Source organism: uncultured Chryseobacterium sp. (assembly GCF_936933875.1).
GTDB lineage: Bacteria > Bacteroidota > Bacteroidia > Flavobacteriales > Weeksellaceae > CAKZIK01.
Map to the genome: position 1 here is coordinate 1 of NZ_CAKZIK010000029.1, position 22,818 is coordinate 22,818.

The window sequence follows — 22,818 nt, forward strand, 5'->3', positions numbered from 1 at the left end:
TGTTTTCTGTTAACCACGATCAACAATAAATGAGCCAACTTTTCAGAAGAAAACCTCTTACAACTACTATTGCACAAGGCGGAGATGGAGAAGAACACAGTTTACACAAAGTATTGACTGTTAACGATTTAACTTTCTTCGGAATTGCAGCCATCATTGGAGGTGGAATTTTCAGCGCGATTGGTAACGCTTGTTTTACAGGTGGTCCCGGTGTAATTTTTCTGTACGCTATTTGTGCAGTTGCCTGTGGTTTTACAGCAATGTGTTACGCTGAATTTGCGTCCAGAGTTCCTGTTTCGGGAAGTGCTTATACGTATGCTTATGTTTCTTTCGGGGAAATTTTTGCCTGGATTATCGGTTGGGCTTTAATTATGGAATATTCCATTGGGAATATCTATATCGCTTTTTCGTGGAGCGGTTATTTCACTAATCTTTTGGAAACTTTTGGGATACATCTTCCGGAATGGTTAACGATTAATTATAAATCTGCACACGCTGCCTTTCAGGAATCTAAAGCCGGAGAAGGTCTTAACGCCTGGAATTCGGCACCTATGATTGGAGGTTTAAGAATCATTATGGATTTGCCTGCATTTCTCATCAATATTATCATTACTTATTTGGTTTACAGAGGAACGAAAGAGTCCAGAAACGTAAGTAATTTGATGGTTTACATTAAAATGGCCGTTATTTTACTGGTAATTATTGTAGGTGCAATGTATGTTGATATTGACAACTGGACGCCTTTTATGCCAAATGGTTTTGGCGGAGTTATGGCAGGAGTTTCAGCGGTTTTTTATGCTTATATTGGTTTTGATGCCGTTTCAACACTTGCTGAAGAAGCTAAAAATCCGCAGAAGGATTTGCCGAAAGGAATGATTTATTCTTTGGTGATTTGCACCATAGTTTATATCGTATTAGCTTTGGTTTTAACAGGAATGGTTTCTTACACACAATTAGGAGTAACAGACCCACTTGCAGAAATTTTTGCAATTAAAGGGGTAAAATGGATGCTGTTTATTGTTTCTGTTTCCGCTGTTGTAGCGATGACGTCTGTTCTTTTGGTGTTCCAAATGGGACAGCCGAGAATTTGGATGACGATGAGCCGTGATGGTTTGATGCCTAAAAAATTATCCGAAATTCACCCAAAATACAAAACACCAAGTTTTGCGACGATTTTAACCGGTTTGGTGGTTGGTCTTCCCATATTTTTCACGGATGAAAACCTGATTTTGGATTTCACTTCCATTGGAACATTGTTCGCATTCGTATTGGTTTGCGGTGGCGTTTTAATGCTTTCACCACAAAGTGAAGAGGAAATGGCTGAAAGAAAAGGGAAATTCAAAATTCCGTATATCAATTCGAAATTTATTTTCCCGGCGCTTTTCATTGCAGGAGTTGTCTTGGTTCAATATCTTTTCCCAACGTTCTTTTCTGAAATTTTTCGTGATATTGTAACGCATATTCCGATGGTGACTTTCCTTTTGGTTTGCGTAGTGATTTCTGTTTTAGCGTTCATGAAAAATTTATCATTAATTCCGCTTTTAGGATTGGTTTCCTGCTGTTATTTATTAACAGGTATGAGTACAGAAAACTGGGCTTGGTTCGGAATGTGGCTGGTTTTAGGCTTGGTTTTCTATTTCTCTTACGGAAAAAAACACAGCAAACTGAATAAAGAAAAAGCACTACAAGAACAATAAAAATGTCCGAAAGAATTTCCAACTTCAAAGATTTCTATCAGTTTTACCTTAAAGAACATTCAAAACTGATGACGAGAATTTTCCATTTTGTGGGAACTGCGCTGCTTTTTGTAGTGATTGGTTATGTTATTTATTCGGGCAAGGAACGGTTTCTTTGGTATATTCCTATTTTCGGATGGGGTGTTTCTGCTTTAAGCCATTATGTTTTCGAGAAAAATAAACCGGCAACCTTCAAATATCCTTTATGGAGTTTGCTTTCGGATTTTAAATTATTCTTTGAACTTCTCACAGGAAAACAAAAATTTAAAGCATAAAAATAGCCTTTCGTTTTGAAAGGCTTTTAAATTTATGAATCCAATTTTTTTAATGACCATGTTGCGGTGGAGGTGGTGGTAATTTAGCTTTATCCATGTCATCCACTTTCTGTGCAGCGGACATTGCAACTACCAAATCATTTAGCATTGAACTTGCTGCGGTTGGCGAATTTGGAAGAAGAACCAAATTACTTCTGTTATTGGCTCCCACAGAATGTAAAGTATCATAATGCTGCGTAACAACAATTAAAGCGGAAGCTTCCTGAGCATTGATATTGACGTTGTTCAACATTTTTACAGATTCTTCCAAACCTTTCGCGATTTCCCGTCTTTGATCTGCAATACCTTGACCCTGCAATTTTTTGGATTCCGCTTCGGCTTTTGCAACGGCAACAATACGGATTCTTTGAGCTTCAGATTCGTATTCGGCAGCAGTTTTTTCACGTTCTGCGGCGTTAATTCTGTTCATGGCGTGTTTTACCTGTTCATCCGGGTCAATGTCGGTTACCAAAGCTTTCACAATATCGTAACCATAACTTTGCATCGCTTCCTGAAGTTCACCTTTTACTGCCACTGCAATATCATCTTTTCTTACAAAAACATCGTCCAGTTTCAGTTTTGGATCTTCCGCACGTACAACATCGAAAACGTAAGAAGTAATCTGCGCTTCAGGAAATTCTAGCTTATAGAAAGCATCCGCAACCTGTTCTTTAATTACCTGATACTGTACAGAAACTTTCATCTTAATGAAAACATTGTCCAAAGTTTTGGTATCAATCATTACATCCAGCTGCTGAATTCTAAGATTCAGTCTTTTTGAAATTTGATCAATAAAAGGAATTTTCAAATGCAGACCTGCATGACGAACGGAATGAAATTTCCCCAAACGTTCTACAATTGCAGCTGTCGCTTGTTTTACAGTGAAGAAAGAAGAGAACAAAACTACAAGTCCAATAAAGACCACTAATCCTAAATATGTCATCGTTTATTAATTTTTTAAATGTGTGAATAATAAGTATAATAAACCTCTAAAAAGTTACGGAAAACAATCGAATATGCCGTACTAAAATAGATTTTTTTTAAGAGTTTTGAAGTTAATTTACAACTTCTTTTTTTCTTCTGACTGAAAATTATTAATAATCCTTAAAATCGTAATTTTTTCTAAAGATTTATGATATACAAGCGTATTATGTTTACTAATTAAAACTTTAGAATAGTCAGAATTTTCAAAACTTTGGTAAACAATTTTTCCACTCGCAATATTTTCTAAAACAGATTCAAGCTGGTCGTAAAAATTTATCAAAACCTTATTATTCCATCGATTTAAAAGGTATTCGTCAATTTTTTCTAAATCTTGCTCGGCTTTTTCGGTAATTTCAATCAGCATATTTACTGCGCTTTTCATCCATTACCTTCTTGAAATTTTTTACACGTCCTTCTTTCATATCATTTAAACCCTCTTCAATCATTTTAGAGATTTCATACTCGCGATATTCATCAGGTTTAATAATTTCTGCAATTTTTAAAAGTTCTTCAGCCGAAAATCTTCTTTCTTTCATCTTCTTGAAAAAGGTATTTTCCTTATATTCCAGTTTTTCAATAATATAATTGAGTTTGAAAGGTGAATTTTTCAGATAAATATCAATAGAATTTTGAATATCAATATATTTTACAATTTCAGCTACCATATTATTACAGTTTAAACTTTAACAAATGTAAAAAATATTTATTAATTATTCATTCTAATTATTGCCTATTCTACATCGTCATCCCGATATCAATTCCCTTAATCTTTCTGTATAAATCCGTCGCGTAATTATCCGTCATTCCCGAAACGAAATCAATGATGCCCAAAACTTTCTGATAGTCGCTGCCTTCTTCATACTGAAACTGTTTCGGCAATAGTTTCAAAGCCATTTTATCATAAGATTTTCTGCCTTCTTTTGGTGTTAAAATCGATGGAATGAAATGATTCAGCAATTCGTACATAACGTTATAACCGGCATTTTCAATTTCCACAACGGCTTTATGACCATAAATTTTCGCTATTGAAAACCGTTCAATTTCCTGTAAAGCCGGATTTTCAGATTTGTAAATATCAAGCAAAGCTTTATCGAGATTCCCTTCTAAAATTTTGTCAAAATTTTCCTGATAGATTTGAATAGATTTATTGATTAACGCGTTGATTACTTTTGCTCTCAGATAAGAAATTCTTTCGTTTTCGTTAGTTAAGAAAGCCAGTTTTTGCTCTACTCTTTCGATATTTTCGTTTTCAGATTTAATTAAATCCATGAAAAGATTTTCGCAGTCGGAAGTAGAAACAATTCCCAAACGGTGCGCATCTTCCATATCGATAATATTGTAGCAAATATCGTCTGCTGCTTCTACAAGCCAAACAAAAGGATGACGTTTGAAAATCACCGGCTCTTCACTTTCCTGAATCATATTGACCGATTTCGCAATGTCCAGAAACGTCTCCTTTTCATTCTGAAAAAACCCAAATTTCTTGCGGTGAATTATACCTTTTTTCTTTGCTACAGCTTCTCCGGGATATTTTGCGATACTCGCTAAAGTGGTGTAAGTTAACTGTGTTCCACCCAGATCTTTTCCGCTTTGCTGATGGGTAAGAACGCGAATTGCATTGGCATTTCCTTCAAAATTTACCAAATCTGCCCATTCCTTTTCGTTGAATTTCTGCTTTAAATCCTTTTCATTCTTTTCAAAATAACTCGCAATAGCATCTTCGCCTGAATGTCCGAAAGCAGGATTTCCGACATCATGGCAAAGACATGCAGAAGCAATGACGTTCGAAAGATTATGTGCGTAGAAATTTTTTGAGTCTTCATTTAAATCTTTTTCAAAATTTTTAACAATAAAATCACCCACAACACTTCCCAAACTCCTTCCAACAGAGGAAACCTCCAGAGAATGCGTCAAACGGTTGTGCACAAAAACACTTCCCGGAAGCGGAAAAACCTGCGTTTTATTCTGCAATCTTCTGAAAGCCGACGAAAAAATAATCCTGTCAAAATCCCTTTGAAAATCAGTTCTTGAAGCTGAAGTTGCGCCATGGTTTCCGGCGCGTTGATTGGTGAAAATTGTATTAAGATTCATAAACTACAATTTGTCTTAAGATATAAGTTATTTTTATAAAAAATATTTAGATGATAAACTTGAATAACGAACGTTACAAAAGTATAAGTGAGATTTTTTTTGCTCATAAATACATTTTTAACCGGAATTGTTGTATTAGAAATAATTTTTAACAAAGGTCTATTCTCAAATCAACCACAAACAATATTCGAATTTATACTTTTTCTTTTTTGGGCTATATTATTAAGTATACCATTTTATTTCTTAATTGGTTTAAATACAAGAGAATACATTCTTGGAAAGATCAAAGAAAATAATTTGAGCACAAGAAACATTGATAATGAAAAACTTGAAGTTTTAGATTTTACTTTTCAATTTATATACATTTTAAATTCTACTCTCATATTTTACATAATTGACCGGATATTTCATAAATATTTCTACTTTATTGAAATTTTTGGTATTAGTCCTAAATTTATTGAACTGTTTTCCGTTTTCTCTCTTACTGCAATTATCACCATTATTTTATCGATTCCACTAACTATTTTATTTATTAAAATAATTAATAAAAAGTTTCTAAAAATAATCAATCTTATAAAAAAAGACTGAAAATTCTATTTTCTAAACATTTCATTTAAAATTCCGAAAACTTCTTCCTGTTCTTTCTCCTTTAAAACAGATAACTTATTCTTAATTCTGATTTTATCAATCGTCCGAATTTGGTCTAAAGCGATTTGACCTTTTTTACTTTTCACCACACAATTTACTCGAGAAGGATAATTTTTTAAAGTAGAAGTTAATGGCGCAACAATTACCGTGTTCAGTGATTCGTTCATTTCATCAGGAGAAATAACTACTGCAGGACGAGTCTTATTGATTTCGCTTCCTTTGGTTGGGTCGAATTCAATAAAATAAATTTCAAAACGTTTTACCATGTCCATTCTTCGGTATCAAAATCGTTTGGAAACTCCATTAAATCTCCTTTTTCTTGCATAGAACCGGCTTTTAAAAGCTTTTCTTTCCAATCTTTTCTTGGCTCGTCAATTTTTTGAATTAGGATTTTTCCATCTTTCACCGTCAACTCTAACTCATCTTTTGGTTCGATATTTAATTCTTCCAACATTCGTTTGCTAATAATGATTCCTGAAGAATTTCCGATTTTTCTGATTCTTGTTGTCATCTCAAAATTTTTATCAAAGTTATAACAAAATTATAACATTAAAGAGAAAATCCCGAAATATTTTCGGGATTCCTATATATTGACCACGCCTTTTTGGCGTGGTTTTACAGATAATACTTACATATACTCCTCAATCGGTTCGCAGGTACAAACCAAATTTCTGTCGCCATACGCTTCATCCACACGCGAAACGGATGCAAAGAATTTATGTGTACGAACCCAATCCAAAGGATACGCTGCTTTTTCGCGGCTGTAAGGTTTATCCCAAGAATCGGAAATCACTACCTGTTCCGTGTGAGGAGCATTTTTCAAAACGTTGTTTGCAGCATCTGCTTCTCCGTTCGCAATTTCTTCAATTTCTTTTTTGATGTTGATTAACGCTTCAGCAAAACGGTCGATTTCGGCTTTGCTTTCAGATTCTGTAGGCTCAATCATCAAAGTTCCTGCAACCGGGAAAGAAACCGTTGGAGCATGGAAACCATAATCCATCAAACGTTTCGCCACATCTGCAACTTCAATTCCCAAAGATTTGAACTGACGGAAATCTACGATACATTCGTGAGCAACTCTTCCGTTCTCGTTCGCGTACAAAATCGGGAAATGTTCCGACAAAATTTCTTTCAGATAATTAGCGTTCAAAATGGCATGTTCTGTTGATTTTTTCAAACCTTCTGCTCCTAGCATTTTGATGTAAGCGTAAGAAATATTCAATACCAAAGAAGAACCGTAAGGCGCAGCTGAAATGGCATCAATAGACTCTTTTGTACCGATTTTAATGTTCGGATTGGAAGGAAGGAATTTCACCAAATGTTCGGCAACGCAGATTGGTCCAACTCCAGGTCCACCTCCACCGTGAGGAATTGCGAAAGTTTTATGAAGATTGAGGTGACAAACGTCTGCCCCAATATTTCCCGGACTTGTAAATCCAACCTGAGCGTTCATGTTCGCGCCGTCCATATAAATTTGTCCACCGTGCTCGTGAATCAGTTTTGTAATCTCCTTAATATTGGCATCGAAGAAACCGTAAGTTGACGGATATGTAATCATCGCACAAGAAAGATTTTCGCTGTGTTCTTCAGCTTTTGCTTTCAAATCATCGAAATCGATTTCTCCACTCTCCAGATTTTTCACAACCACAACTTTCATTCCCGCCATTACCGCAGAAGCTGGGTTTGTTCCGTGTGCAGATTGTGGAATTAAAGCGATATTTCTATGACCTTCACCACGAGATTTATGATATTCTCTGATGACCATCAAACCTGCATATTCTCCCTGTGCTCCGGAATTTGGTTGAAGAGAAGTGCCGGCAAATCCTGTAATTTCTGCCAAATCTTTTTCCAGCTCTTTGATTAAAGTTTGGTAACCTCCGGCTTGTTCCGTTGGCACAAATGGATGTACACTTCCCCATTCTGCCCAGGATAAAGGTAGCATTTGTGTTGCAGCATTCAGTTTCATGGTACAAGAACCCAAAGAAATCATGGAATGGGTTAATGATAAATCTTTGCGCTCCAAATGTTTGATGTAGCGCATCAATTCGGTTTCTGTGTGGTATTTATTGAAAACTTCTTCCTCCAAAATAGCGTCGGTTCTTAACAATTCATTTGGAATAGTAACTTTTTCTTTAAAATTGAGTTTGAAGCTCTGCTTATCCAAAAACTGAGCGAAAGCATCCAACAAACGCTGAAGTTTTTCTTCAGTTGTTGTTTCGTTCAAAGAAATGCTTACAATGCCTTCTGAGAAATAATTCAGGTTGATTTTATGGTCGCGCATCAATCGCATCAAACCATTTTTATCATTATCGTGAATTCTGATTTTCACTGTATCGAATACCGGTTCTTCCACCAAATCAAACTCTAAAGTTTTTAAAGCCTGATGAAGCGCATTCATTTTGTAATGAATTTGGTCTGCGATAAATTTCAAACCGTTTGGACCGTGATAAACAGCATACATTCCCGCCATTACAGCCAATAAAACCTGCGCTGTACAAATGTTAGAAGTTGCTTTTTCACGTTTGATGTGCTGCTCTCTCGTCTGAAGCGCCATTCTCAACGCACGTTTTCCATACATATCCTGTGAAACCCCGATAATTCTACCCGGAATATCTCTTTTGTATTCTTCTTTACAAGTGAAAAATGCGGCGTGAGGACCACCGTAACCCATTGGAATTCCGAATCTTTGCGTTGTTCCAACAGCACAATCAGCGCCCATTTCTGCAGGAGATTTCAGTTTTACCAAAGCTAAAGGGTCACAAGCAACAGCAACCTGAAGGTTGTGTTCTTTATAATATTTAATATTTTCTGTGTAATCCAAAACGATTCCGTTTTTACCCGGATATTGCAATAAAACTCCGAAATACGTTTGGTTGAACTGATGTGTTTTATGGTTTCCAACAATAATGTCGATTCCTAAACCTTCTGCTTTGGTTTTTAAAACAGCAATTGTTTGAGGCATTACCAAATCGGAGATGAAAAACTTCTGTGCTCCTAATTTTTTCTGGTCTTTCGTTCTGTTGCCGAAGAACATATGCATCGCTTCTGCAGCCGCTGTAGATTCATCCAACAATGAAGCATTTGCTAACGGAAATCCTGTTAAATCTGAAACAACAGTTTGGAAGTTCAACAAAGCTTCCAATCTTCCCTGTGCAATTTCCGCTTGGTAAGGCGTATAAGCAGTGTACCAAGAAGGATTTTCCAAAATATTTCTCTGGATTGCACTTGGCAAAATTGTATTGTTATAACCAAAACCAATATAGTTATCGAACATCAGGTTTTTAGTCGCCAAATCTTTGGAATGCAGCAACATTTCGTACTCAGAAAGTGCCGGAGAAATATTGAGTTCCTTTTCCAAACGGATGGAATCCGGAATGGTTTGAGAAATCAGTTCATCAATGCCCGAAACGCCAACTTTCTGTAACATTGCTTCTTTATCAGCTTCGTTAAGAGAAATGTGGCGGTTAACAAACTTAGTTGTATTCATAAAATTTTTACTGGATTTATTTCATTTTTAAGGTTTGTAAAATTACAATTTTTTGGGCGAAAGCACAAAGGCACATCGCAAACTTAAATCATTGAAAATTTAGTTTTATTATTTTGATTTATTCTAAATTAAATTTATATTTGCAACATGAACCTACAGATTATCCCGTTTAAAATTGCTCCGCTAGCTCCTGCATTTCAGGTTTCTGAAGAAATGTACTGTGACAAGAAAAAATGCTGCAAAAAATTTAAAAAAGGGAAACGCTGCAAAAAATGTCCGGGAAGACTGAAGATGGCGTAATTGTAATGATGAATTGTGAATGATGAATTATGAATGAAAAATAACGATAATTCAAAAAAAATATTGGAACGGAAACTGAAAGGTTTTCGTTTTTTTTATTCTAAGTTGGAAACAAGGAAGATCATCGCGGCGATGATGAAAAGAATGACCAAAATAATTTTTGCGGTTTTGGGAACGGAAGGTTCTTTCTTAAGGTCTTCTGCTTTCGGAACATAAGTACTTTCGAATTTTTCGGCTTCTACTCTTTCAAAAACTTCTGTGATGGTAATTCCTTTTACTACCGTTCTGTTAAGCAGCGTATTTGTAGCCTGAAGAACCACATGAAATTTCCCTTCTTTGAATTCTGTGATTTTGAATGAACGTTCTCCATAGGATTTTTCGAGTCCGAAAGGTAGAATTTTCACCACATCGGCATTGTTGGTTTGCCAGTTCAGAATAATCTCCTCCCCTTTTACCGCACGGATTTTACTTGCATTAAAAGTCTTGATAAACGGTGGAAGATTGGAACGTGTGGAACGCTTTCTTTCTTCAAAGTTTCCATCAAAAATTCTGCGCTTCTCCGGGTCTACTAAATTTTCGTAGGCTTCCTGAACTTCGCGGAAACGTTCTTCGAAAAAATCGTCGTCGATATTTTTATCGGGATGGTATTTCAAAGAAAGTTTACGGTACGCTTTTTTGATGTCTTCTTCTGAAGCATCGGGTTTTACGCCTAAAAAGTAGTAATAATCTTTCAAGTTTTATGAAGTTGGTGCAATTGGTGCAGGTTGCAAACTGTTGTACAAAAATAGTTTTTTTGGATGAATGTTTTTGAAGTTCCCACAGATTACACAGATTTCCACAGATTTTTTGATTTTCTTATTTTATTTTTGATTCTCTGAAAAACTTTGTTTAAGCTTTTTGAAATTTAAGAAAGAATGCTTCCCGCAGATTGCGCGAATTGACGCAGATGGTTTGTTGGAATATTTTTGAGGCAAGATTTTAAAACTTTGTAAAAGATTTTTGAACTTTGACAAAGTGTAAATGATTAGATTTTTTTCGAGTCTTTTGGTGTAAAGAAAAACAGATTGATGTTGTAGCCCGGATTGAAGCGACATCCTTTTTAGGCGCGGCGCTTCGCGCCGCGCCTAAAAAGATACAGCGGAAAGCCGGACCGAAATTTCTGAGAAGTTCTGCTTTTATTGCTCCTAAAAATTGTAATTTTAGTTACTGAAAATATTCGCCGATGCATGTGAGCCATAATGAACACGACAAAATTTCGAAAAAAAAGTTGATTTACCCTATAAATCATGAACTTCGAGAATATCTTGCGGAATACGACCGTACGATTTCCACGCCAATTTCTTACGAAGATTTGCTGCGTTTTACGGATTCTTACCCGATTTTGGATAAGGACGGCAAGGAAACGCTTTGGGACGGTGTGATGTACAGCCATTATGAAATGGACGAAATTCATCAGGGCCTCATTAAGATTTATCAGCGCCTACGTTCCGACGGGAACCGTGAAGCAACGACGCACCTGATTGTGGACAGTATTGATTTCTGCACGTTCGGGAATACGCATCCTTTCCGTATTAAAATCCGAAATCTTCACAATGATATTCACGATTATTTTTATGTGAAAAAAGCCGATGCATCGAGGATTTATGGTTTGGAACTTGAGCATTTGCTTTCTCCCAACCGTATTGATTTTCTGGTTCACAAAAATACTTTGATTGAGGAGCATGTTTCGGGAATTCCGGGCGATATTTTTTTGGAGAAATATTTGGATGAAAACCAAAGCCGAAAGCGTATTGCCAAAGAGTTTGTGAAATTTAATGAGCGCTGTTTCTTGCGACTTTTGGGAGACCAACGCTCCTATAATTTTGTGATGGTTTTAACGCCGGATTTTGATGAAATTAAATACAGAATCCGTTCTATAGATTTCGACCAACAGTCTTACGAAGGCCGAATGAATCTGTACAAACCGCAGTTCTACAAGGAAAATTTGCAGTATGTAAAATTTGTGATGGATTATATTGATGAATCCTCCATCCGACAATACCAACACGAAGAACGTTCTTTAATGGCGAAACGACTTTTGGTAGGCAATATTCGCATTAAAAAACTGATTGAAATAATGAAAAAAGACGAAATCGCACCAAAAGAAAAAGTAGTTCAGCTTCGTGAAGAAATCCATCAGTATCTGAAAGATAACAACTTCAAAAGTTGTGAAACAATGGGAGATATCGTGGAAGCTGTGCTGAATTTTACGTTGAGAAATTATGAATCCTCGGTGACGGGGAAATAGTTTGTTTCCCACAGATTGCAAGATTATTTTTCTGTTGCCACGAAATCGAAGATTAGACTTAGTCAATGCATGAATTTATGTCTTTTTCTCCCGCAGATTACGCAGGTTTACGCAGATTCTTCCTCACTTATAAATTTTTAGTACACAATTCATCCTTGGATGAATTTTTGCGCCCTTAAAAATATTTTCAAATATGTAAACGAAAAACTTCGCGCCTTTGCGTTTAAATTTTCCCGCTTTTTAAAGAGATTTTGAAAAAAAATTGTGCATTTGTGGCAAGAAAACCTCCGCATCCTCCGTGCAAATTTCAGTGTCTCCGTATTTAAAAAAATCAAAGGTAAATTCCGAAGAAAAAAGTCCATGCAATCAAAAAAATCTGCATCGGAAGTCTTTCTTTCCAGAAATAATCCATTCCCGGACCAGTAGAATCGGCTTTGAAAATATTGATGTTTTCTTTGGAAGATTTATAATTGGCAGGAAAAATCACGATGAAGAAAACAATCAGTAAAAAGGCCGTAATTTCCCGAACCGACGGAATCAAAAGTCCAATTCCAGCCGCAATTTCCAAAATTCCTGTAAAGTAAACCATAAACTTTTTAGCGGGAATAATTTCGGGCATCATCATCATCATTCCTTCCACAAATCTAAAATGCGAAACTCCCGTAAATATAATGAATAAGGCCATTGCAATATTCCCTGATAATAAAAAGTTCCAGTTTCCCTGAAAAATTTTGGTTCCGACTAAAGCCAAAACAAAAGCACCGAAAAGTATAAATAATAACTTCATGATTTCTAATTAAAAAGATGCTTCGACAAGCTCAGCATGACATAAAATTTTCTTAATTCTCCGCTAAATCTTTAATTTTTTCAAAAATTTTTGGGACATCACCATTGTAAAAATCCACAAATTCATCCAAGGAATTTACACTTACTTTCAACTCTGTTCCGTTTTCAATTGGGTGCAATAGATAACTGATGTTGGATTCTTCCCAACCTTGCGGAGAAAGTTCGCCGTTCATAATCCAGCCCAAATGTTTCATTTTGAGTTCCTTTTGCAGAACGTTGGTTTCCACCAAATTGAACATTCCGTTGTTTTGGGTATCGAAAAATTTCATTACCGTTCCCTGTTCCCAATTTCCTTCAAAACGGTTTCCGGAAGACCATTTTTCGTAAGTTTCTGCATTCCACAATGTGTTCCAAACTTTTTCCGGTGTTGCGCTGATTTCGGTTTTGTATTCTAGTTTTTTCATAGTTCTTCTTGGCTCGTAGCTTTTCTTTCTTGCTCTTATTCTAAGAATTATAAGCACTTTCCAAATCCGCAATTACGATTTTCTGCATCTGCAGCATAGCCTGAACTACTTTGTGTCCTTTTTCAGGATTTTCAAAATCATTCATGAGTTCCAGCAAACGTTTCGGAACAATCTGCCAACTTACGCCAAACTTATCTTTCAGCCAACCGCATCGGCTTTCTTCGCCACCATCTGCCGTTAAGGAATTCCACAAATAGTCGGTTTCGGTTTGGTTATCGGTCATCACGACGATTGAAATTCCTTCATTGAAATCAAATTTATGGTCGTAGGAATTGTCCATACAGAAAAAAGTGTAACCGTCAAGTTTGAAATCTGCGTGCTGAACATTTTGCGGAACTTCATGCGTTTCGTTTCCGATGCCTTCACCATATTTCAGAACACCGCCGATTTTTGAATCTGGAAAAATTTTGGTGTACAGTTCCATCGCTTCCATTGCTTTCCCATTATTTTCATGAATAAACATCAGCGTTGGAATGATTTTTTGGTCGCCTTGTTTTGATCCCAAATAAACCTGCCACGTCACCCCAAATTTATCGCGAACCCAACCATATTTTTTGCTCCACGGATATTCGCCGAGTTCCATCAGGACAATTCCTCCTTCAGAAAGCGGCTTCCAATATTTTTCTACTTCTTCTTCGGTTTCGCACAATACCATAAAAGAAATGGAAGCGTTTTTTTCAAATTGAGGGCCGCCGTTCAAGAGCATCATTCGCTGTCCGAAAAGTTCAATATTAATCACAACCGGAGAATCGACAGTAATTTTTCCATTGAAAACTTCGCAGTAAAAATCTGCGGACTGTTTGGCGTCGCCGTTGTACCAAAGGCAGGGGAAAATATCGTTGTTCATAGTTTAGTTTAAAGTTCCAAGTTATTTCTTCGGAAAATTACAATTTTTCTAATCAAATCATAAGGAATTTCTTCATTCACGGGAAACTGTACAGAACCTTTTCCTTGTTTGTATTTTGAAAGCTCCTCTTTGAAAGCTTCGTGACCATTTGGAGTAGCGTAAAATCCTATGTGATTTTTGTAACCAGCGAAATAGGGCAATGGTTTTTTGTTCAGATAAAATCCGGGCATTCCGTAACCGATTTTTTCGGTGGCTTCCGGAACTGCTTCAAGAATGATGTCGCGAATTTTATGCATAATTTCCTGAACTTCTTCGGGAAACTGCGAGATGTAATTTTTGATTTCTTTCAACATCAATGATTTTCCACATACTTATGAAAATTATTCAGAATCGCATACCAACCTTCGCGCTGCATTTCGCGTGAATTGGACTTTTCCGGATCGAAAATTTCGGTAACTTTGGTAGTGTTTTCGTCCACTTTTTCAAATAAAACCTCAACATTTCTGCCGTCTTCTAAATGGTATTTTATTTTTTCAAAAGGAATAATTTCATCGTAAACCCCCTCAAAATCGAAACCAAAACTTCCGTCTTTGGCTTCCATTCTTGTTTTCAGTTTTCCGCCGACTTTTAAATCATTTTCCGCTTTTGGGCAATGCCAACTTTCGTGTGCAAAACTCCATTTCGTGATATGTTTAGGTTCATTGAAATAGTCCCAAACTTTTTTTACAGGTTCCAAAATGGTAATGTCAATTTTGATGGGTTCCATAATTTACTTGTTTGATTTCCTAAATTTACAAAGAAAAAGGTGAACTACATTCACACAATTCACCCAATACGTTTTGAATTCTGCTTAATTCATCGAGTGAATTCCGAACATATTTCCGTCCGGATCCCAGCAAAGTGCCATAAAACCATGATCACCAATGGACATTTTCGATTTGTGAATTTTTCCTCCAGCTGCTGTTACACGACTTTCTTCAACAGCACAATCTGCGGATGAGAAATAGACAATTGTTCCGCTTCCACCACTTGGAACGCCTTCCATTTGAATCAACGCTCCACTTGCGCCGGGCAAACTTTCCATTGACATGGGAAATCCGGACATTTTCATGAACCCATTTGCATCAGTTGGATCTTCCATATCCTGGAATTCGACTTGAAAAACTTCGCCGTAAAATCTTTTGGCTTTTTTAATATCCTGCACGTAGATTTCGAACCAACCTACAGGATTAAATTTCTGATTTTCCATAATAAATTATGGTTTTGGTGTTATTTAAAAAGTGGACTGCTCGTTCGGATTGTAATTGATCATCCAAGCCGAACCGAATCTGTCGATGAGACTTCCCCAATAATCTCCCCAAAACTGGTCTGCCATTGGAGATTCTACTTTTCCACCGGCGGAAAGTTCGTTGAAAATTCTGTCCGCTTCTTCGCGCGAATCCGGATGAATGCTGATAATTGAATTATCGCCAATGCGGAAATTTTCGCCGCCTTCGTTGTTTTTCATTCCGGGCATAATGTCGGAGCCCATCAAAACCTGATCGCCGATATTGATTCCAACGTGCATCACACGGTTTTTGATTTCGTCGGGCATTGTCATTCCTTCCTGTGGTGGAATATCGCCGAAACGCATAATTCCATTTCCGGCAAACTCACCACCGAAAACTTTTTTGTACAGTTTAAATGCTTCTTCGCAAGTACCGTCGAAGTTGAGATAAGGATTTAGTTTCATTTTTTATAATTTTTAAAGGTTTAATTAAATGAGGGAAAGATTACATTCCTTTTTCGAAAAGTAGAAAATTCCATTTGTGACCGTCTGGATCGGCGAATGTACTCCCAAAAAAGCCTCCTTCGGATCTTTGTGGCTCCACCAGGATTTTACCACCGGAAGTTCCTGATTTTTCGGTGGTTTCGGTAATTTCTTCCTCGGATCTTGAACCAATTGCAAGCATTACTTCACTCTTTGAGGAAGCATCGCACACTTCGCCCATAGTTGCTTTATTGTCCATAACATTTTGTTTTTAGTGTTGTTTAAATTTAAAGATTTTACGAAGTAAATTCTGTTAAACAAATTTTAATTGGGTATTTTTTAACTGGTTTTTGTATCATAGTAGAGGATTATTACTCCTGAATTAAAGGTATTCGTTCGGTGAAGTTTGAAAGTTTTTTGTTCTTCCCAGTTTTCGAATAATTGCAAACCTTTTTCTGCAATAATGGGATGAATGCACAGTTGAAATTCATCAATCAAATTCAGTTTCAGCGCCTGAATGATGAGACTTCGGCTTCCAATCAGAATATTTTTGCCTGAATTCTTTTTGAGTTCGTTAATTTCTTCTTCCAAAGATAGATTTGACAATCTTGCGGTTTCCCAATCCACAGTTTTCAAGGTATTTGAAAAAACAATTTTGTTGATTTGATCAATGGTTACTGCGAAATTGTCTTCTGATTTGTTTCCGGTTGGATTTTCCAGAATTCCGCGCCAATATTCCATCAGTTGATAAGTAATTCGTCCGTACAAGATATCATCGGCTTCACTCAATAAATTCGTGTAATGACTGTGAAGTTCCCCATCAACAATTCCGATACTGTGATCGCAGTTTCCGTTGATGGTCATATTAATGGCAGCGATTACTTTTCTCATTTTCAGAAAATTATTTTATTTTACCTTCCTTACCCAAAATTCTTCTCATATAACCCAACTGTCCGCTGTGATAGATTTCGTGAAGCATCAATGCGGCTAAATCTTCGATGTTTTCAGGTTTGAAATCATCCATATTTTCTAACAAATTGTTGAGTTCGGTTACAGATTTTTCGAAATAGGTTTTCAGAAATTCTAAATCCTGAAGTTCATCAATATGTTCCAAAGGTTTTGCACCGCGGTCGTAATATTTGAATTCATCTTCATTCCAAACAGGATTTCCGCCAAGTATTTGGATAAAAGCATTTCGGATAAAAATCAAATGACCAAAAATCCAGTTGAAACAGTTGGCTTCACCGTTGGGAAATATCATTGAGTCTTTGTGAGAAATTCCTTCAATATTTTTGGTGATGACACTGTTATTGAATTCTGTTTGGGTTTTGAGGAGTTGTACTGCGCTGGATTTCACTTTCGAATTTGCTAAAAACTTTTATTCAAAGTTAAAATGAAATGCATCCAAAGTCACTTGTCATAGGACAAGAAATTTGGGAAACTTATAAGGTTTAATAGAGTTAGAAATTTCCTGCTGAACCTATAAATTCTAAAACTTCAATTGTTTGCTGAACATTGTCACAACTTTGATCACCCTGTTTTTGAAATTCAATAAAAGACGGAACTGCCAACAGTTACTTTTGAATGGCTTCCATCCTGATATTTTGAAATGTGAATGAAAGTATTTCCGTTTTCTTTCAGAATTCTGTAACTGATTCTTGACTGATCAAGATTTTTGAAATCTTTATAAAGCTACAGAAATATTTTGTTCGTTTTGGGCAACAAATTCTTGCGGAACAGTGTAGGTGACAACTACGTTAATCATAAATTTCAATATTAAATTTCCCTTCTGATGCGGCTTAAAGAAGAATCCGTAATCCCCAAATAAGACGCAATCTGTTTTAAAGGCGCATATTTGATGATATCGGGTTTTTCTTTCATCAGTTTTAGATAGCGATTGGTTGCAGTTTCGGTAATCATTTCCAAAGAACGTTGTTTCATGCTGAAAACCTGAAACGAAAACCAAAATCTTCCCCATTCCCGAAGCGCTTCAATTTTATGGAATAGTTCCTGAAAAACATCGTACTCAATTTTCCAGAGAACGCAGTCGGTAACGGCTTTTAGATATTCTTTGCTCGGAATTTTTTGAAATAAAGAAGATGGAATAATCACAATTTCATTCGACGTAAAAAACTCGGTCGTGATTTCATTATTATCGTAATCGTGAACGAAAGCCCGAACCAAACCTTCTTCCAAAAGATAATATTCATCGGAAGTTTCGCCTTCTTTCAATAGAAAATCTCCTTTTTTAAATTCCACACGAATATGTGATTCTGAAAGCTTTTTCAGATCTTCTTCTGTGAAAAGCGGATGTTGGTAAATGTAAGAGAAAACAGGATTCATTTAATAAAAATAACAAAAAACGGAAGCTTCTGCTCCCGTTTGTGGTAGAAATTCTATCAATTATTTCAAAGCGTTCAACGCTGCTTCGTAATTTGGTTCTGTTGTAATTTCAGGAACCTGTTCTGTGTAAATGACTTGGTTATTTTCGTCCGTTACAATTACCGCTCTGGAAAGCAAACCCTTCATTGGTCCGTCTGTAATCGTTACGCCATAATCGTCACCAAAACTGCTTCTAAAATCGGAAAGTGTTTCCACATGATCTAAACCTTCGGCTGCACAGAATCTTCCTAAAGCAAATGGTAAATCTTTAGAAACGTTAATAACCACAGTATTTTCAAGATTTCCTGCTTCCACATTAAACTTTCTTGCTGAAGCAGCACAAATTCCGGTATCGATGCTTGGAAAAATATTCAGGATTTTCTTTTTACCGTTATAATCTGAAAGTTGTTTTACTTCAAGTTTTTCATTTACCAAAACAAAATCTCTTATTGTTAAACCATTTTCGGGAAGTTTTCCTATAGTGTTGGTTTCATTACCTTTAAGCTTGATTGTTGCCATAATTCTATATTTTAAATGTTTTCTCAAAAATAAGTAATATATGTCGGAAGGCCTTTTAAACAAAGGTTAAAATTGTCTTAAAGTTTAATGCAATCTCTGAAAATATTTGGCTTAAAATCACTAAATTTGTCATCCTTAAGTTTCACAAAAAAAAGATAAACTACAATAATGTCACAAGCAAAAATCTACTACACTTTAACTGATGAAGCGCCAATGTTGGCAACGCATTCGTTTTTGCCGATTGTAAAGGCTTTTACACATTCTGCGAACATCGAAATTCTGGTTCCGGATATTTCTTTGGCAGGAAGAATTTTAGCGAATTTTCCTGATGCTTTAACTGAGGAGCAAAGAATTCCAGATTATTTAGCAGAATTAGGAAAGTTGGCTACAACTCCTGAAGCCAACATCATCAAACTTCCGAATATTTCTGCATCTGTTCCACAGCTGGAAGAAGCGATTGCAGAATTGCAGAAACAAGGTTTCAATCTTCCAAATTATCCGGTTGAACCGAAAAATGATGAAGAAAAAGCCATCAATGCAAAATATGCAAAAGTGTTGGGTTCTGCGGTGAATCCTGTTTTAAGAGAAGGAAATTCAGACCGACGTGCTCCGAAATCAGTAAAAGATTACGCAAAAGCAAATCCTCATAAAATGGGCGTTTGGAGCGCAGACTCTAAAACTTCTGTGGCTCATATGTCTGAGGGTGATTTCTACGGAACTGAAAATTCAACAACCATTGAAAATGAAGGAAAATTCAGAATTGTTTTCTACGGAAACGACGGTTCTGAAAAGGTTCTTAAAGATTTTTCAGGTTTGAAAGCCGGTGAAGTGATCGATTCTTCTGTAATGAATTTAAATGCTTTAAAATCGTTCGTTCAAACCGCAATTGATGAAGCCAAAGAGAAAAATGTGCTTCTTTCTGCACACTTGAAAGCAACGATGATGAAGGTTTCTGATCCTATTATTTTCGGGGCAATTGTGGAAACGTATTTTAAAGATGTTTTTGCAAAATATAAGGAGACTTTTGATGCTTTGGACATCAATCCAAACTTCGGATTGGCAACACTTTACGAAAAAATTGCAGGAAACGAGAAAGAAGCAGAAATCAAGGCAGATATTGATGCTGCAATTGCAAACGGACCAAGAATTGCGATGGTAAATTCTGACCAGGGAATCACCAATTTCCACGTTTCTTCAGATGTTATTGTAGATGCTTCAATGGCAGCGCTTGTTCGTGGTGGCGGAAAAATGTGGAATAAAGACGGCGCTGAAGAAGACACGGTTTGCATCATTCCGGACAGAACTTACGCTGGTTTCTACGAAGCGATTATCGACGATATGAAAGCCAATGGCGCAATTGACCCGAAAACTTTCGGTTCAGTTCCCAATGTTGGTTTGATGGCTCAAAAAGCTGAAGAATATGGTTCTCACGATAAAACGTTCCAAATTTCGGCTGAAGGAACTGTAAAAGTTTTGGACGAAAACGGAAATACTTTATTGGAACAGAAAGTTCAAAACGGTGATATTTTCAGAATGTGTCAAACGAAAGATGCGCCAATTCAGGATTGGGTGAAACTAGCCGTGAACAGAGCAAAACTTTCAAATACGACTGCAATTTTCTGGCTGGATAAATCAAGAGCGCACGACAGAGAAATCATCAAAAAAGTGGATAAATACCTGAAAGATTACGATTTAACGGGTCTTGACATCAGAATTATGGATGTAAAAGACGCGATGTTGGAAACTTTAAAAAGAGGTCGTGAAGGAAAAGACACCATTTCGGTATCAGGAAATGTTTTGAGAGATTACTTAACCGATATGTTTCCTATTTTGGAACTTGGAACTTCTGCAAAAATGCTTTCTATTGTTCCTTTAATGAACGGTGGTGGTTTGTTTGAAACCGGAGCCGGAGGTTCTGCACCGAAACACATCGAGCAGTTTATTCAGGAAGGCTATTTAAGATGGGATTCTCTGGGAGAATTCTTAGCGTTGCAGGCTTCTTTGGAGCATTTGGCTCAAACTCAGGATAACAAAAAAGCACAGGTTTTAGCAGATGCATTAGACTCAGCAAACGCGAAATTCTTGGCAACAGATAAATCTCCAGCAAGAAAAGTAGGCGGAATCGACAACAGAGGCTCACATTTCTATTTGGCAATGTATTGGGCTGAAGCTTTGGCGAACCAAAATGTAGATGCAGAAATGGCTGAAAAATTCAAACCAATTGCCAAAGCAATGCAGGAAAACGAAGCAAAAATTAATGAAGAATTAATCGCTGCGCAAGGAAAACCACAAGATATTGGTGGATACTACCATGTAGATTTCACAAAAACAAATGCAGCAATGCGACCATCATTTACTTTAAATTCAATTATAAACGGAATGTAAAAAGTGAATTGTGAATTTGCTGAGCAGTGAATTCTGAACATAAAAGCACCCTCTCAAATTTGAGGGGGTGTTTTTATTGTTGAAAACTCAGGTAAATAACTGTTTAATATCGCTTTCAATGTTTTTACATTTGATAAATTTTCTTTTCAGCAAACCTGTGTTAGAAAATCTAAAAATTTAAAATTAATTAAAACAAGTATTCTTTTTCTACAGTTAATTTTGAAACACCTATCTATTAAAACACTAAATATGAAAAAACTGCTTCTGCTTTTTGGACTGTTGTTTTTGCAATGTTGGCCGGCATTAATACTGAAAAATCTTCCATATATTACGGAACTTGGGGATTACATCCAAAAGGTTTTTGGATTTCTTACGAACCAAGCGGTTATCAACAGATGAAAGTAAAAATTTATGTTCCTGAAATTTTGCGAACCGTGTTTTACATTCCGAGTGATGATGTTGCTGTTCCTGCAAACACGGGAAGCCAAAGGCTGTTTTTGAGTGATGTGAAGAATTGTAATTAAAATTTTGGCTAAAGCCAAACGTCATTTTACCATTAAAAAGCGGGCTAAAGCCCGCTCCTATTGAATTCCTCTCAAAATTTGTTTTGTCTATTTTAACTCATCAATTATCTTTTGTATTTGCTTAATATGTTTTCCGTAATAATTTTCAAACCACCAAACTCCAAATCCTAAAGTAAACGCAACTATGCAGAAGAAGATTATGTAAGGTGCATAACTCATTATCAAATCAGGATATTTTGAAAAGTCATTCTTTTGAAGAAATAAAAATAAAACACCCATAAAAAATGGTATGTTGGAAACGTAGTATGCTTTGTACAATTCTTTCAGCAAAATCAATTCAAACTTCAATCCCTGCAAGTGATACAAAGTATTGGTTCCTAATAAATTGACTTTTTTATAAAACTTATAAAACTTTAGTGTAAAATATCCAATGATGAAAAAATAAATTATCATGAGTGTCCAACGCAAAAGAGGATTTTCACTAAAAACTTTTGAAAGTGGGATAAGAGTAATTAGTACCACGATATTAAGACATATTTCCATCCACAAATTTTTACGGATTTTTTGCAACGGATTATGAATTTCACTTTGCTGTTCGGTAGAAATTTCGGGTGTTTCCGACACTTCTTCTTTTTTCCAGAGGTCTTTTATATTATCAAGTTCCATTTTCTTGAATTTTGAATTATTTGCTGATGAGTTCTTTTAGTTTTTCTTTTGCTCTGTTGAGCTTTACACGACAATTTACTTCTGTTAAACCCAACTGTTCTGCCATTTGTTTTCCGCTGTAATCTTCGAGGAAATAAAAAATCAAGGCTTTGTCTATGGGATTGAGTTGATGAATCGCGTCATACATTTTCTTCATTTTCTGTTCCTGCTCATCATCGTATTCTTCTACTTTCACTTTTAAATTTTCGAAATCTGAACTGGCAAAAATGCTGCGCTTTTTTTCAGATTTTAAAAAGATAATAGCGGTGTTCAGTGCAATTCGGTAAAGCCAGGTTGAAAATTCGCTGCGCCCTTCGAAACCTGGATATGCTTTCCACGCCTGAAAAGTAATTTCCTGAAACAGATCTTTCTGATCGTCGAAATTATCCATATACATCTTGGAAATTTTGAAAACCACACCTTTGTGCTTTTCCATTTTTTCCAAAAAGTCCTTTTCGGCGTTTTGCATAGTTCCTGTTTCTAAATAGTAAGTAGTAATAAGAAAAATTTGTTACAGAAAAATTAAAATTTTTTATTTTTATCAAAAAT

28 protein-coding genes are annotated in these 22,818 nt (G+C 36.1%); 6 read left to right on the plus strand and 22 right to left on the minus strand.

Translation table 11 applies throughout. The features are described 5' to 3' along the window. The first annotated feature begins 29 nt into the window (after positions 1-29). Both Q0252_RS04410 and Q0252_RS04415 read left to right on the plus strand, forming a co-directional pair. On the plus strand, positions 30-1,697 hold the full coding sequence (locus Q0252_RS04410; protein WP_297984210.1) for an amino acid permease: 1,668 nt from the start codon (positions 30-32) through the stop codon (positions 1,695-1,697). Between the two features lie 2 nt (positions 1,698-1,699). Further along, the gene (locus Q0252_RS04415; RefSeq protein WP_297984212.1) at positions 1,700-2,011 is read left to right on the plus strand and encodes a DUF962 domain-containing protein; all 312 of its coding nucleotides are present in this window, start codon (positions 1,700-1,702) and stop codon (positions 2,009-2,011) included. A 49-nt stretch (positions 2,012-2,060) separates the two neighbouring features. On the opposite strand, the gene Q0252_RS04420 is transcribed toward Q0252_RS04415, so the two are convergent. The 7 genes from Q0252_RS04420 to gcvP all read right to left on the minus strand — a co-directional run bounded on the left by Q0252_RS04420 (position 2,061) and on the right by gcvP (position 9,260). Then, the gene (locus Q0252_RS04420; protein WP_297984213.1) at positions 2,061-2,993 is read right to left on the minus strand and encodes an SPFH domain-containing protein; all 933 of its coding nucleotides are present in this window, start codon (positions 2,991-2,993) and stop codon (positions 2,061-2,063) included. Positions 2,994-3,110: 117 nt separating this feature from the next. Further along, entirely contained in the window at positions 3,111-3,416 is a 306-nt protein-coding gene (locus Q0252_RS04425; RefSeq protein WP_297984215.1) for a type II toxin-antitoxin system RelE/ParE family toxin, read from the minus strand. Continuing rightward, positions 3,388-3,699 (minus strand): hypothetical protein, encoded by a 312-nt coding sequence (locus Q0252_RS04430; RefSeq protein WP_297984217.1) that lies wholly within the window; start codon positions 3,697-3,699, stop codon positions 3,388-3,390. The genes Q0252_RS04425 and Q0252_RS04430 overlap by 29 nt, the downstream gene beginning before the upstream one ends. 70 nt (positions 3,700-3,769) lie before the next feature. After that, positions 3,770-5,125 (minus strand): deoxyguanosinetriphosphate triphosphohydrolase, encoded by a 1,356-nt coding sequence (locus Q0252_RS04435; protein WP_297984219.1) that lies wholly within the window; start codon positions 5,123-5,125, stop codon positions 3,770-3,772. Between the two features lie 593 nt (positions 5,126-5,718). Next, positions 5,719-6,039: a type II toxin-antitoxin system PemK/MazF family toxin gene (locus Q0252_RS04440; RefSeq protein ID WP_297984221.1), complete on the minus strand. Its 321-nt coding sequence runs from the start codon at positions 6,037-6,039 to the stop codon at positions 5,719-5,721. Then, positions 6,033-6,284: an AbrB/MazE/SpoVT family DNA-binding domain-containing protein gene (locus tag Q0252_RS04445; protein WP_224135573.1), complete on the minus strand. Its 252-nt coding sequence runs from the start codon at positions 6,282-6,284 to the stop codon at positions 6,033-6,035. The genes Q0252_RS04440 and Q0252_RS04445 overlap by 7 nt, the downstream gene beginning before the upstream one ends. 117 nt (positions 6,285-6,401) lie before the next feature. Continuing rightward, on the minus strand, positions 6,402-9,260 hold the full coding sequence (gene gcvP, locus Q0252_RS04450; protein ID WP_297984225.1) for an aminomethyl-transferring glycine dehydrogenase: 2,859 nt from the start codon (positions 9,258-9,260) through the stop codon (positions 6,402-6,404). A 147-nt stretch (positions 9,261-9,407) separates the two neighbouring features. Here gcvP and Q0252_RS04455 point away from each other — a divergent pair, with 147 nt between their 5' ends. Continuing rightward, the gene (locus Q0252_RS04455) at positions 9,408-9,560 is read left to right on the plus strand and encodes a hypothetical protein (RefSeq protein WP_297984227.1); all 153 of its coding nucleotides are present in this window, start codon (positions 9,408-9,410) and stop codon (positions 9,558-9,560) included. Between the two features lie 95 nt (positions 9,561-9,655). Here Q0252_RS04455 and Q0252_RS04460 read toward each other — a convergent pair whose 3' ends face one another. Then, complete coding sequence (locus tag Q0252_RS04460) at positions 9,656-10,294, minus strand: J domain-containing protein (RefSeq protein WP_297984228.1); 639 nt, start codon at positions 10,292-10,294, stop codon at positions 9,656-9,658. A gap of 533 nt (positions 10,295-10,827) precedes the next feature. On the opposite strand from Q0252_RS04460, the gene Q0252_RS04465 reads away from it, so the two are divergent. Beyond that, positions 10,828-11,847 (plus strand): hypothetical protein, encoded by a 1,020-nt coding sequence (locus tag Q0252_RS04465; protein WP_367174819.1) that lies wholly within the window; start codon positions 10,828-10,830, stop codon positions 11,845-11,847. A gap of 331 nt (positions 11,848-12,178) precedes the next feature. Here the strand turns inward: Q0252_RS04465 and Q0252_RS04470 are convergent, their stop codons facing one another. The 12 genes from Q0252_RS04470 to tpx form a co-directional block, all read right to left on the minus strand. Next, positions 12,179-12,634, minus strand: a complete 456-nt coding sequence (locus Q0252_RS04470) for a hypothetical protein (protein WP_297984231.1) — start codon at positions 12,632-12,634, stop codon at positions 12,179-12,181. A gap of 52 nt (positions 12,635-12,686) precedes the next feature. Further along, positions 12,687-13,097 carry an SRPBCC domain-containing protein gene (locus Q0252_RS04475; protein ID WP_297984233.1) on the minus strand — a complete coding sequence of 137 codons (411 nt, stop codon included), beginning with the start codon at positions 13,095-13,097 and terminating at the stop codon, positions 12,687-12,689. 40 nt (positions 13,098-13,137) lie between these two features. Beyond that, the gene (locus Q0252_RS04480; RefSeq protein WP_297984234.1) at positions 13,138-14,004 is read right to left on the minus strand and encodes a VOC family protein; all 867 of its coding nucleotides are present in this window, start codon (positions 14,002-14,004) and stop codon (positions 13,138-13,140) included. Positions 14,005-14,012: 8 nt separating this feature from the next. Further along, the gene (locus tag Q0252_RS04485) at positions 14,013-14,357 is read right to left on the minus strand and encodes an iron chaperone (protein ID WP_297984236.1); all 345 of its coding nucleotides are present in this window, start codon (positions 14,355-14,357) and stop codon (positions 14,013-14,015) included. Then, on the minus strand, positions 14,357-14,770 hold the full coding sequence (locus tag Q0252_RS04490; RefSeq protein ID WP_297984238.1) for an SRPBCC family protein: 414 nt from the start codon (positions 14,768-14,770) through the stop codon (positions 14,357-14,359). The genes Q0252_RS04485 and Q0252_RS04490 overlap by 1 nt, the downstream gene beginning before the upstream one ends. Before the next feature lie 84 nt (positions 14,771-14,854). Continuing rightward, positions 14,855-15,253, minus strand: a complete 399-nt coding sequence (locus tag Q0252_RS04495; RefSeq protein WP_297984240.1) for a VOC family protein — start codon at positions 15,251-15,253, stop codon at positions 14,855-14,857. A gap of 24 nt (positions 15,254-15,277) precedes the next feature. Further along, positions 15,278-15,736 carry a VOC family protein gene (locus Q0252_RS04500; protein ID WP_297984242.1) on the minus strand — a complete coding sequence of 153 codons (459 nt, stop codon included), beginning with the start codon at positions 15,734-15,736 and terminating at the stop codon, positions 15,278-15,280. A 40-nt stretch (positions 15,737-15,776) separates the two neighbouring features. Next, on the minus strand, positions 15,777-16,013 hold the full coding sequence (locus Q0252_RS04505) for a VOC family protein (protein WP_297984244.1): 237 nt from the start codon (positions 16,011-16,013) through the stop codon (positions 15,777-15,779). An 80-nt stretch (positions 16,014-16,093) separates the two neighbouring features. Then, entirely contained in the window at positions 16,094-16,645 is a 552-nt protein-coding gene (locus tag Q0252_RS04510; protein WP_297984246.1) for a dihydrofolate reductase family protein, read from the minus strand. Positions 16,646-16,655: 10 nt separating this feature from the next. Further along, a complete protein-coding gene (locus Q0252_RS04515) occupies positions 16,656-17,111 on the minus strand; it encodes a hypothetical protein (RefSeq protein ID WP_297984248.1) in 456 nt (151 codons plus the stop codon). Between the two features lie 419 nt (positions 17,112-17,530). Next, on the minus strand, positions 17,531-18,097 hold the full coding sequence (locus Q0252_RS04520) for a Crp/Fnr family transcriptional regulator (protein WP_297984250.1): 567 nt from the start codon (positions 18,095-18,097) through the stop codon (positions 17,531-17,533). Positions 18,098-18,157: 60 nt separating this feature from the next. Continuing rightward, a complete protein-coding gene (gene tpx, locus Q0252_RS04525) occupies positions 18,158-18,655 on the minus strand; it encodes a thiol peroxidase (RefSeq protein WP_297984252.1) in 498 nt (165 codons plus the stop codon). Positions 18,656-18,823: 168 nt separating this feature from the next. Here tpx and Q0252_RS04530 point away from each other — a divergent pair, with 168 nt between their 5' ends. After that, on the plus strand, positions 18,824-21,040 hold the full coding sequence (locus tag Q0252_RS04530; RefSeq protein WP_297984254.1) for an NADP-dependent isocitrate dehydrogenase: 2,217 nt from the start codon (positions 18,824-18,826) through the stop codon (positions 21,038-21,040). A 290-nt stretch (positions 21,041-21,330) separates the two neighbouring features. Next, the gene (locus Q0252_RS04535) at positions 21,331-21,564 is read left to right on the plus strand and encodes a hypothetical protein (protein WP_297984256.1); all 234 of its coding nucleotides are present in this window, start codon (positions 21,331-21,333) and stop codon (positions 21,562-21,564) included. A gap of 87 nt (positions 21,565-21,651) precedes the next feature. Here the strand turns inward: Q0252_RS04535 and Q0252_RS04540 are convergent, their stop codons facing one another. Both Q0252_RS04540 and Q0252_RS04545 read right to left on the minus strand, forming a co-directional pair. Next, positions 21,652-22,230 (minus strand): hypothetical protein, encoded by a 579-nt coding sequence (locus Q0252_RS04540; RefSeq protein ID WP_297984257.1) that lies wholly within the window; start codon positions 22,228-22,230, stop codon positions 21,652-21,654. Positions 22,231-22,246: 16 nt separating this feature from the next. Further along, positions 22,247-22,738 carry a sigma-70 family RNA polymerase sigma factor gene (locus Q0252_RS04545; RefSeq protein WP_297984258.1) on the minus strand — a complete coding sequence of 164 codons (492 nt, stop codon included), beginning with the start codon at positions 22,736-22,738 and terminating at the stop codon, positions 22,247-22,249. Positions 22,739-22,818: the final 80 nt, after the last annotated feature.

Excerpts from the sequence above, each read along its gene's own strand:
- Q0252_RS04455 (WP_297984227.1), top strand. The coding sequence starts at position 9,408 with ATGAACCTACAGATTATCCCGTTTAAAATTGCTCCGCTAGCTCCTGCA.
- Q0252_RS04445 (WP_224135573.1), bottom strand. The coding sequence starts at position 6,284 with ATGACAACAAGAATCAGAAAAATCGGAAATTCTTCAGGAATCATTATT.
- Q0252_RS04430 (WP_297984217.1), bottom strand. The coding sequence starts at position 3,699 with ATGGTAGCTGAAATTGTAAAATATATTGATATTCAAAATTCTATTGAT.
- Q0252_RS04425 (WP_297984215.1), bottom strand. The coding sequence starts at position 3,416 with ATGAAAAGCGCAGTAAATATGCTGATTGAAATTACCGAAAAAGCCGAG.
- Q0252_RS04540 (WP_297984257.1), bottom strand. The coding sequence starts at position 22,230 with ATGGAACTTGATAATATAAAAGACCTCTGGAAAAAAGAAGAAGTGTCG.
- Q0252_RS04490 (WP_297984238.1), bottom strand. The coding sequence starts at position 14,770 with ATGGAACCCATCAAAATTGACATTACCATTTTGGAACCTGTAAAAAAA.
- Q0252_RS04420 (WP_297984213.1), bottom strand. The coding sequence starts at position 2,993 with ATGACATATTTAGGATTAGTGGTCTTTATTGGACTTGTAGTTTTGTTC.
- Q0252_RS04530 (WP_297984254.1), top strand. The coding sequence starts at position 18,824 with ATGTCACAAGCAAAAATCTACTACACTTTAACTGATGAAGCGCCAATG.
- Q0252_RS04410 (WP_297984210.1), top strand. The coding sequence starts at position 30 with ATGAGCCAACTTTTCAGAAGAAAACCTCTTACAACTACTATTGCACAA.
- Q0252_RS04505 (WP_297984244.1), bottom strand. The coding sequence starts at position 16,013 with ATGGACAATAAAGCAACTATGGGCGAAGTGTGCGATGCTTCCTCAAAG.
- Q0252_RS04440 (WP_297984221.1), bottom strand. The coding sequence starts at position 6,039 with ATGGTAAAACGTTTTGAAATTTATTTTATTGAATTCGACCCAACCAAA.
- Q0252_RS04435 (WP_297984219.1), bottom strand. The coding sequence starts at position 5,125 with ATGAATCTTAATACAATTTTCACCAATCAACGCGCCGGAAACCATGGC.
- gcvP (WP_297984225.1), bottom strand. The coding sequence starts at position 9,260 with ATGAATACAACTAAGTTTGTTAACCGCCACATTTCTCTTAACGAAGCT.
- Q0252_RS04485 (WP_297984236.1), bottom strand. The coding sequence starts at position 14,357 with ATGTTGAAAGAAATCAAAAATTACATCTCGCAGTTTCCCGAAGAAGTT.
- Q0252_RS04475 (WP_297984233.1), bottom strand. The coding sequence starts at position 13,097 with ATGAAAAAACTAGAATACAAAACCGAAATCAGCGCAACACCGGAAAAA.
- Q0252_RS04535 (WP_297984256.1), top strand. The coding sequence starts at position 21,331 with ATGTTGGCCGGCATTAATACTGAAAAATCTTCCATATATTACGGAACT.
- Q0252_RS04495 (WP_297984240.1), bottom strand. The coding sequence starts at position 15,253 with ATGGAAAATCAGAAATTTAATCCTGTAGGTTGGTTCGAAATCTACGTG.
- Q0252_RS04545 (WP_297984258.1), bottom strand. The coding sequence starts at position 22,738 with ATGCAAAACGCCGAAAAGGACTTTTTGGAAAAAATGGAAAAGCACAAA.
- Q0252_RS04520 (WP_297984250.1), bottom strand. The coding sequence starts at position 18,097 with ATGAATCCTGTTTTCTCTTACATTTACCAACATCCGCTTTTCACAGAA.
- tpx (WP_297984252.1), bottom strand. The coding sequence starts at position 18,655 with ATGGCAACAATCAAGCTTAAAGGTAATGAAACCAACACTATAGGAAAA.
- Q0252_RS04510 (WP_297984246.1), bottom strand. The coding sequence starts at position 16,645 with ATGAGAAAAGTAATCGCTGCCATTAATATGACCATCAACGGAAACTGC.
- Q0252_RS04470 (WP_297984231.1), bottom strand. The coding sequence starts at position 12,634 with ATGAAGTTATTATTTATACTTTTCGGTGCTTTTGTTTTGGCTTTAGTC.
- Q0252_RS04500 (WP_297984242.1), bottom strand. The coding sequence starts at position 15,736 with ATGAAACTAAATCCTTATCTCAACTTCGACGGTACTTGCGAAGAAGCA.
- Q0252_RS04415 (WP_297984212.1), top strand. The coding sequence starts at position 1,700 with ATGTCCGAAAGAATTTCCAACTTCAAAGATTTCTATCAGTTTTACCTT.
- Q0252_RS04480 (WP_297984234.1), bottom strand. The coding sequence starts at position 14,004 with ATGAACAACGATATTTTCCCCTGCCTTTGGTACAACGGCGACGCCAAA.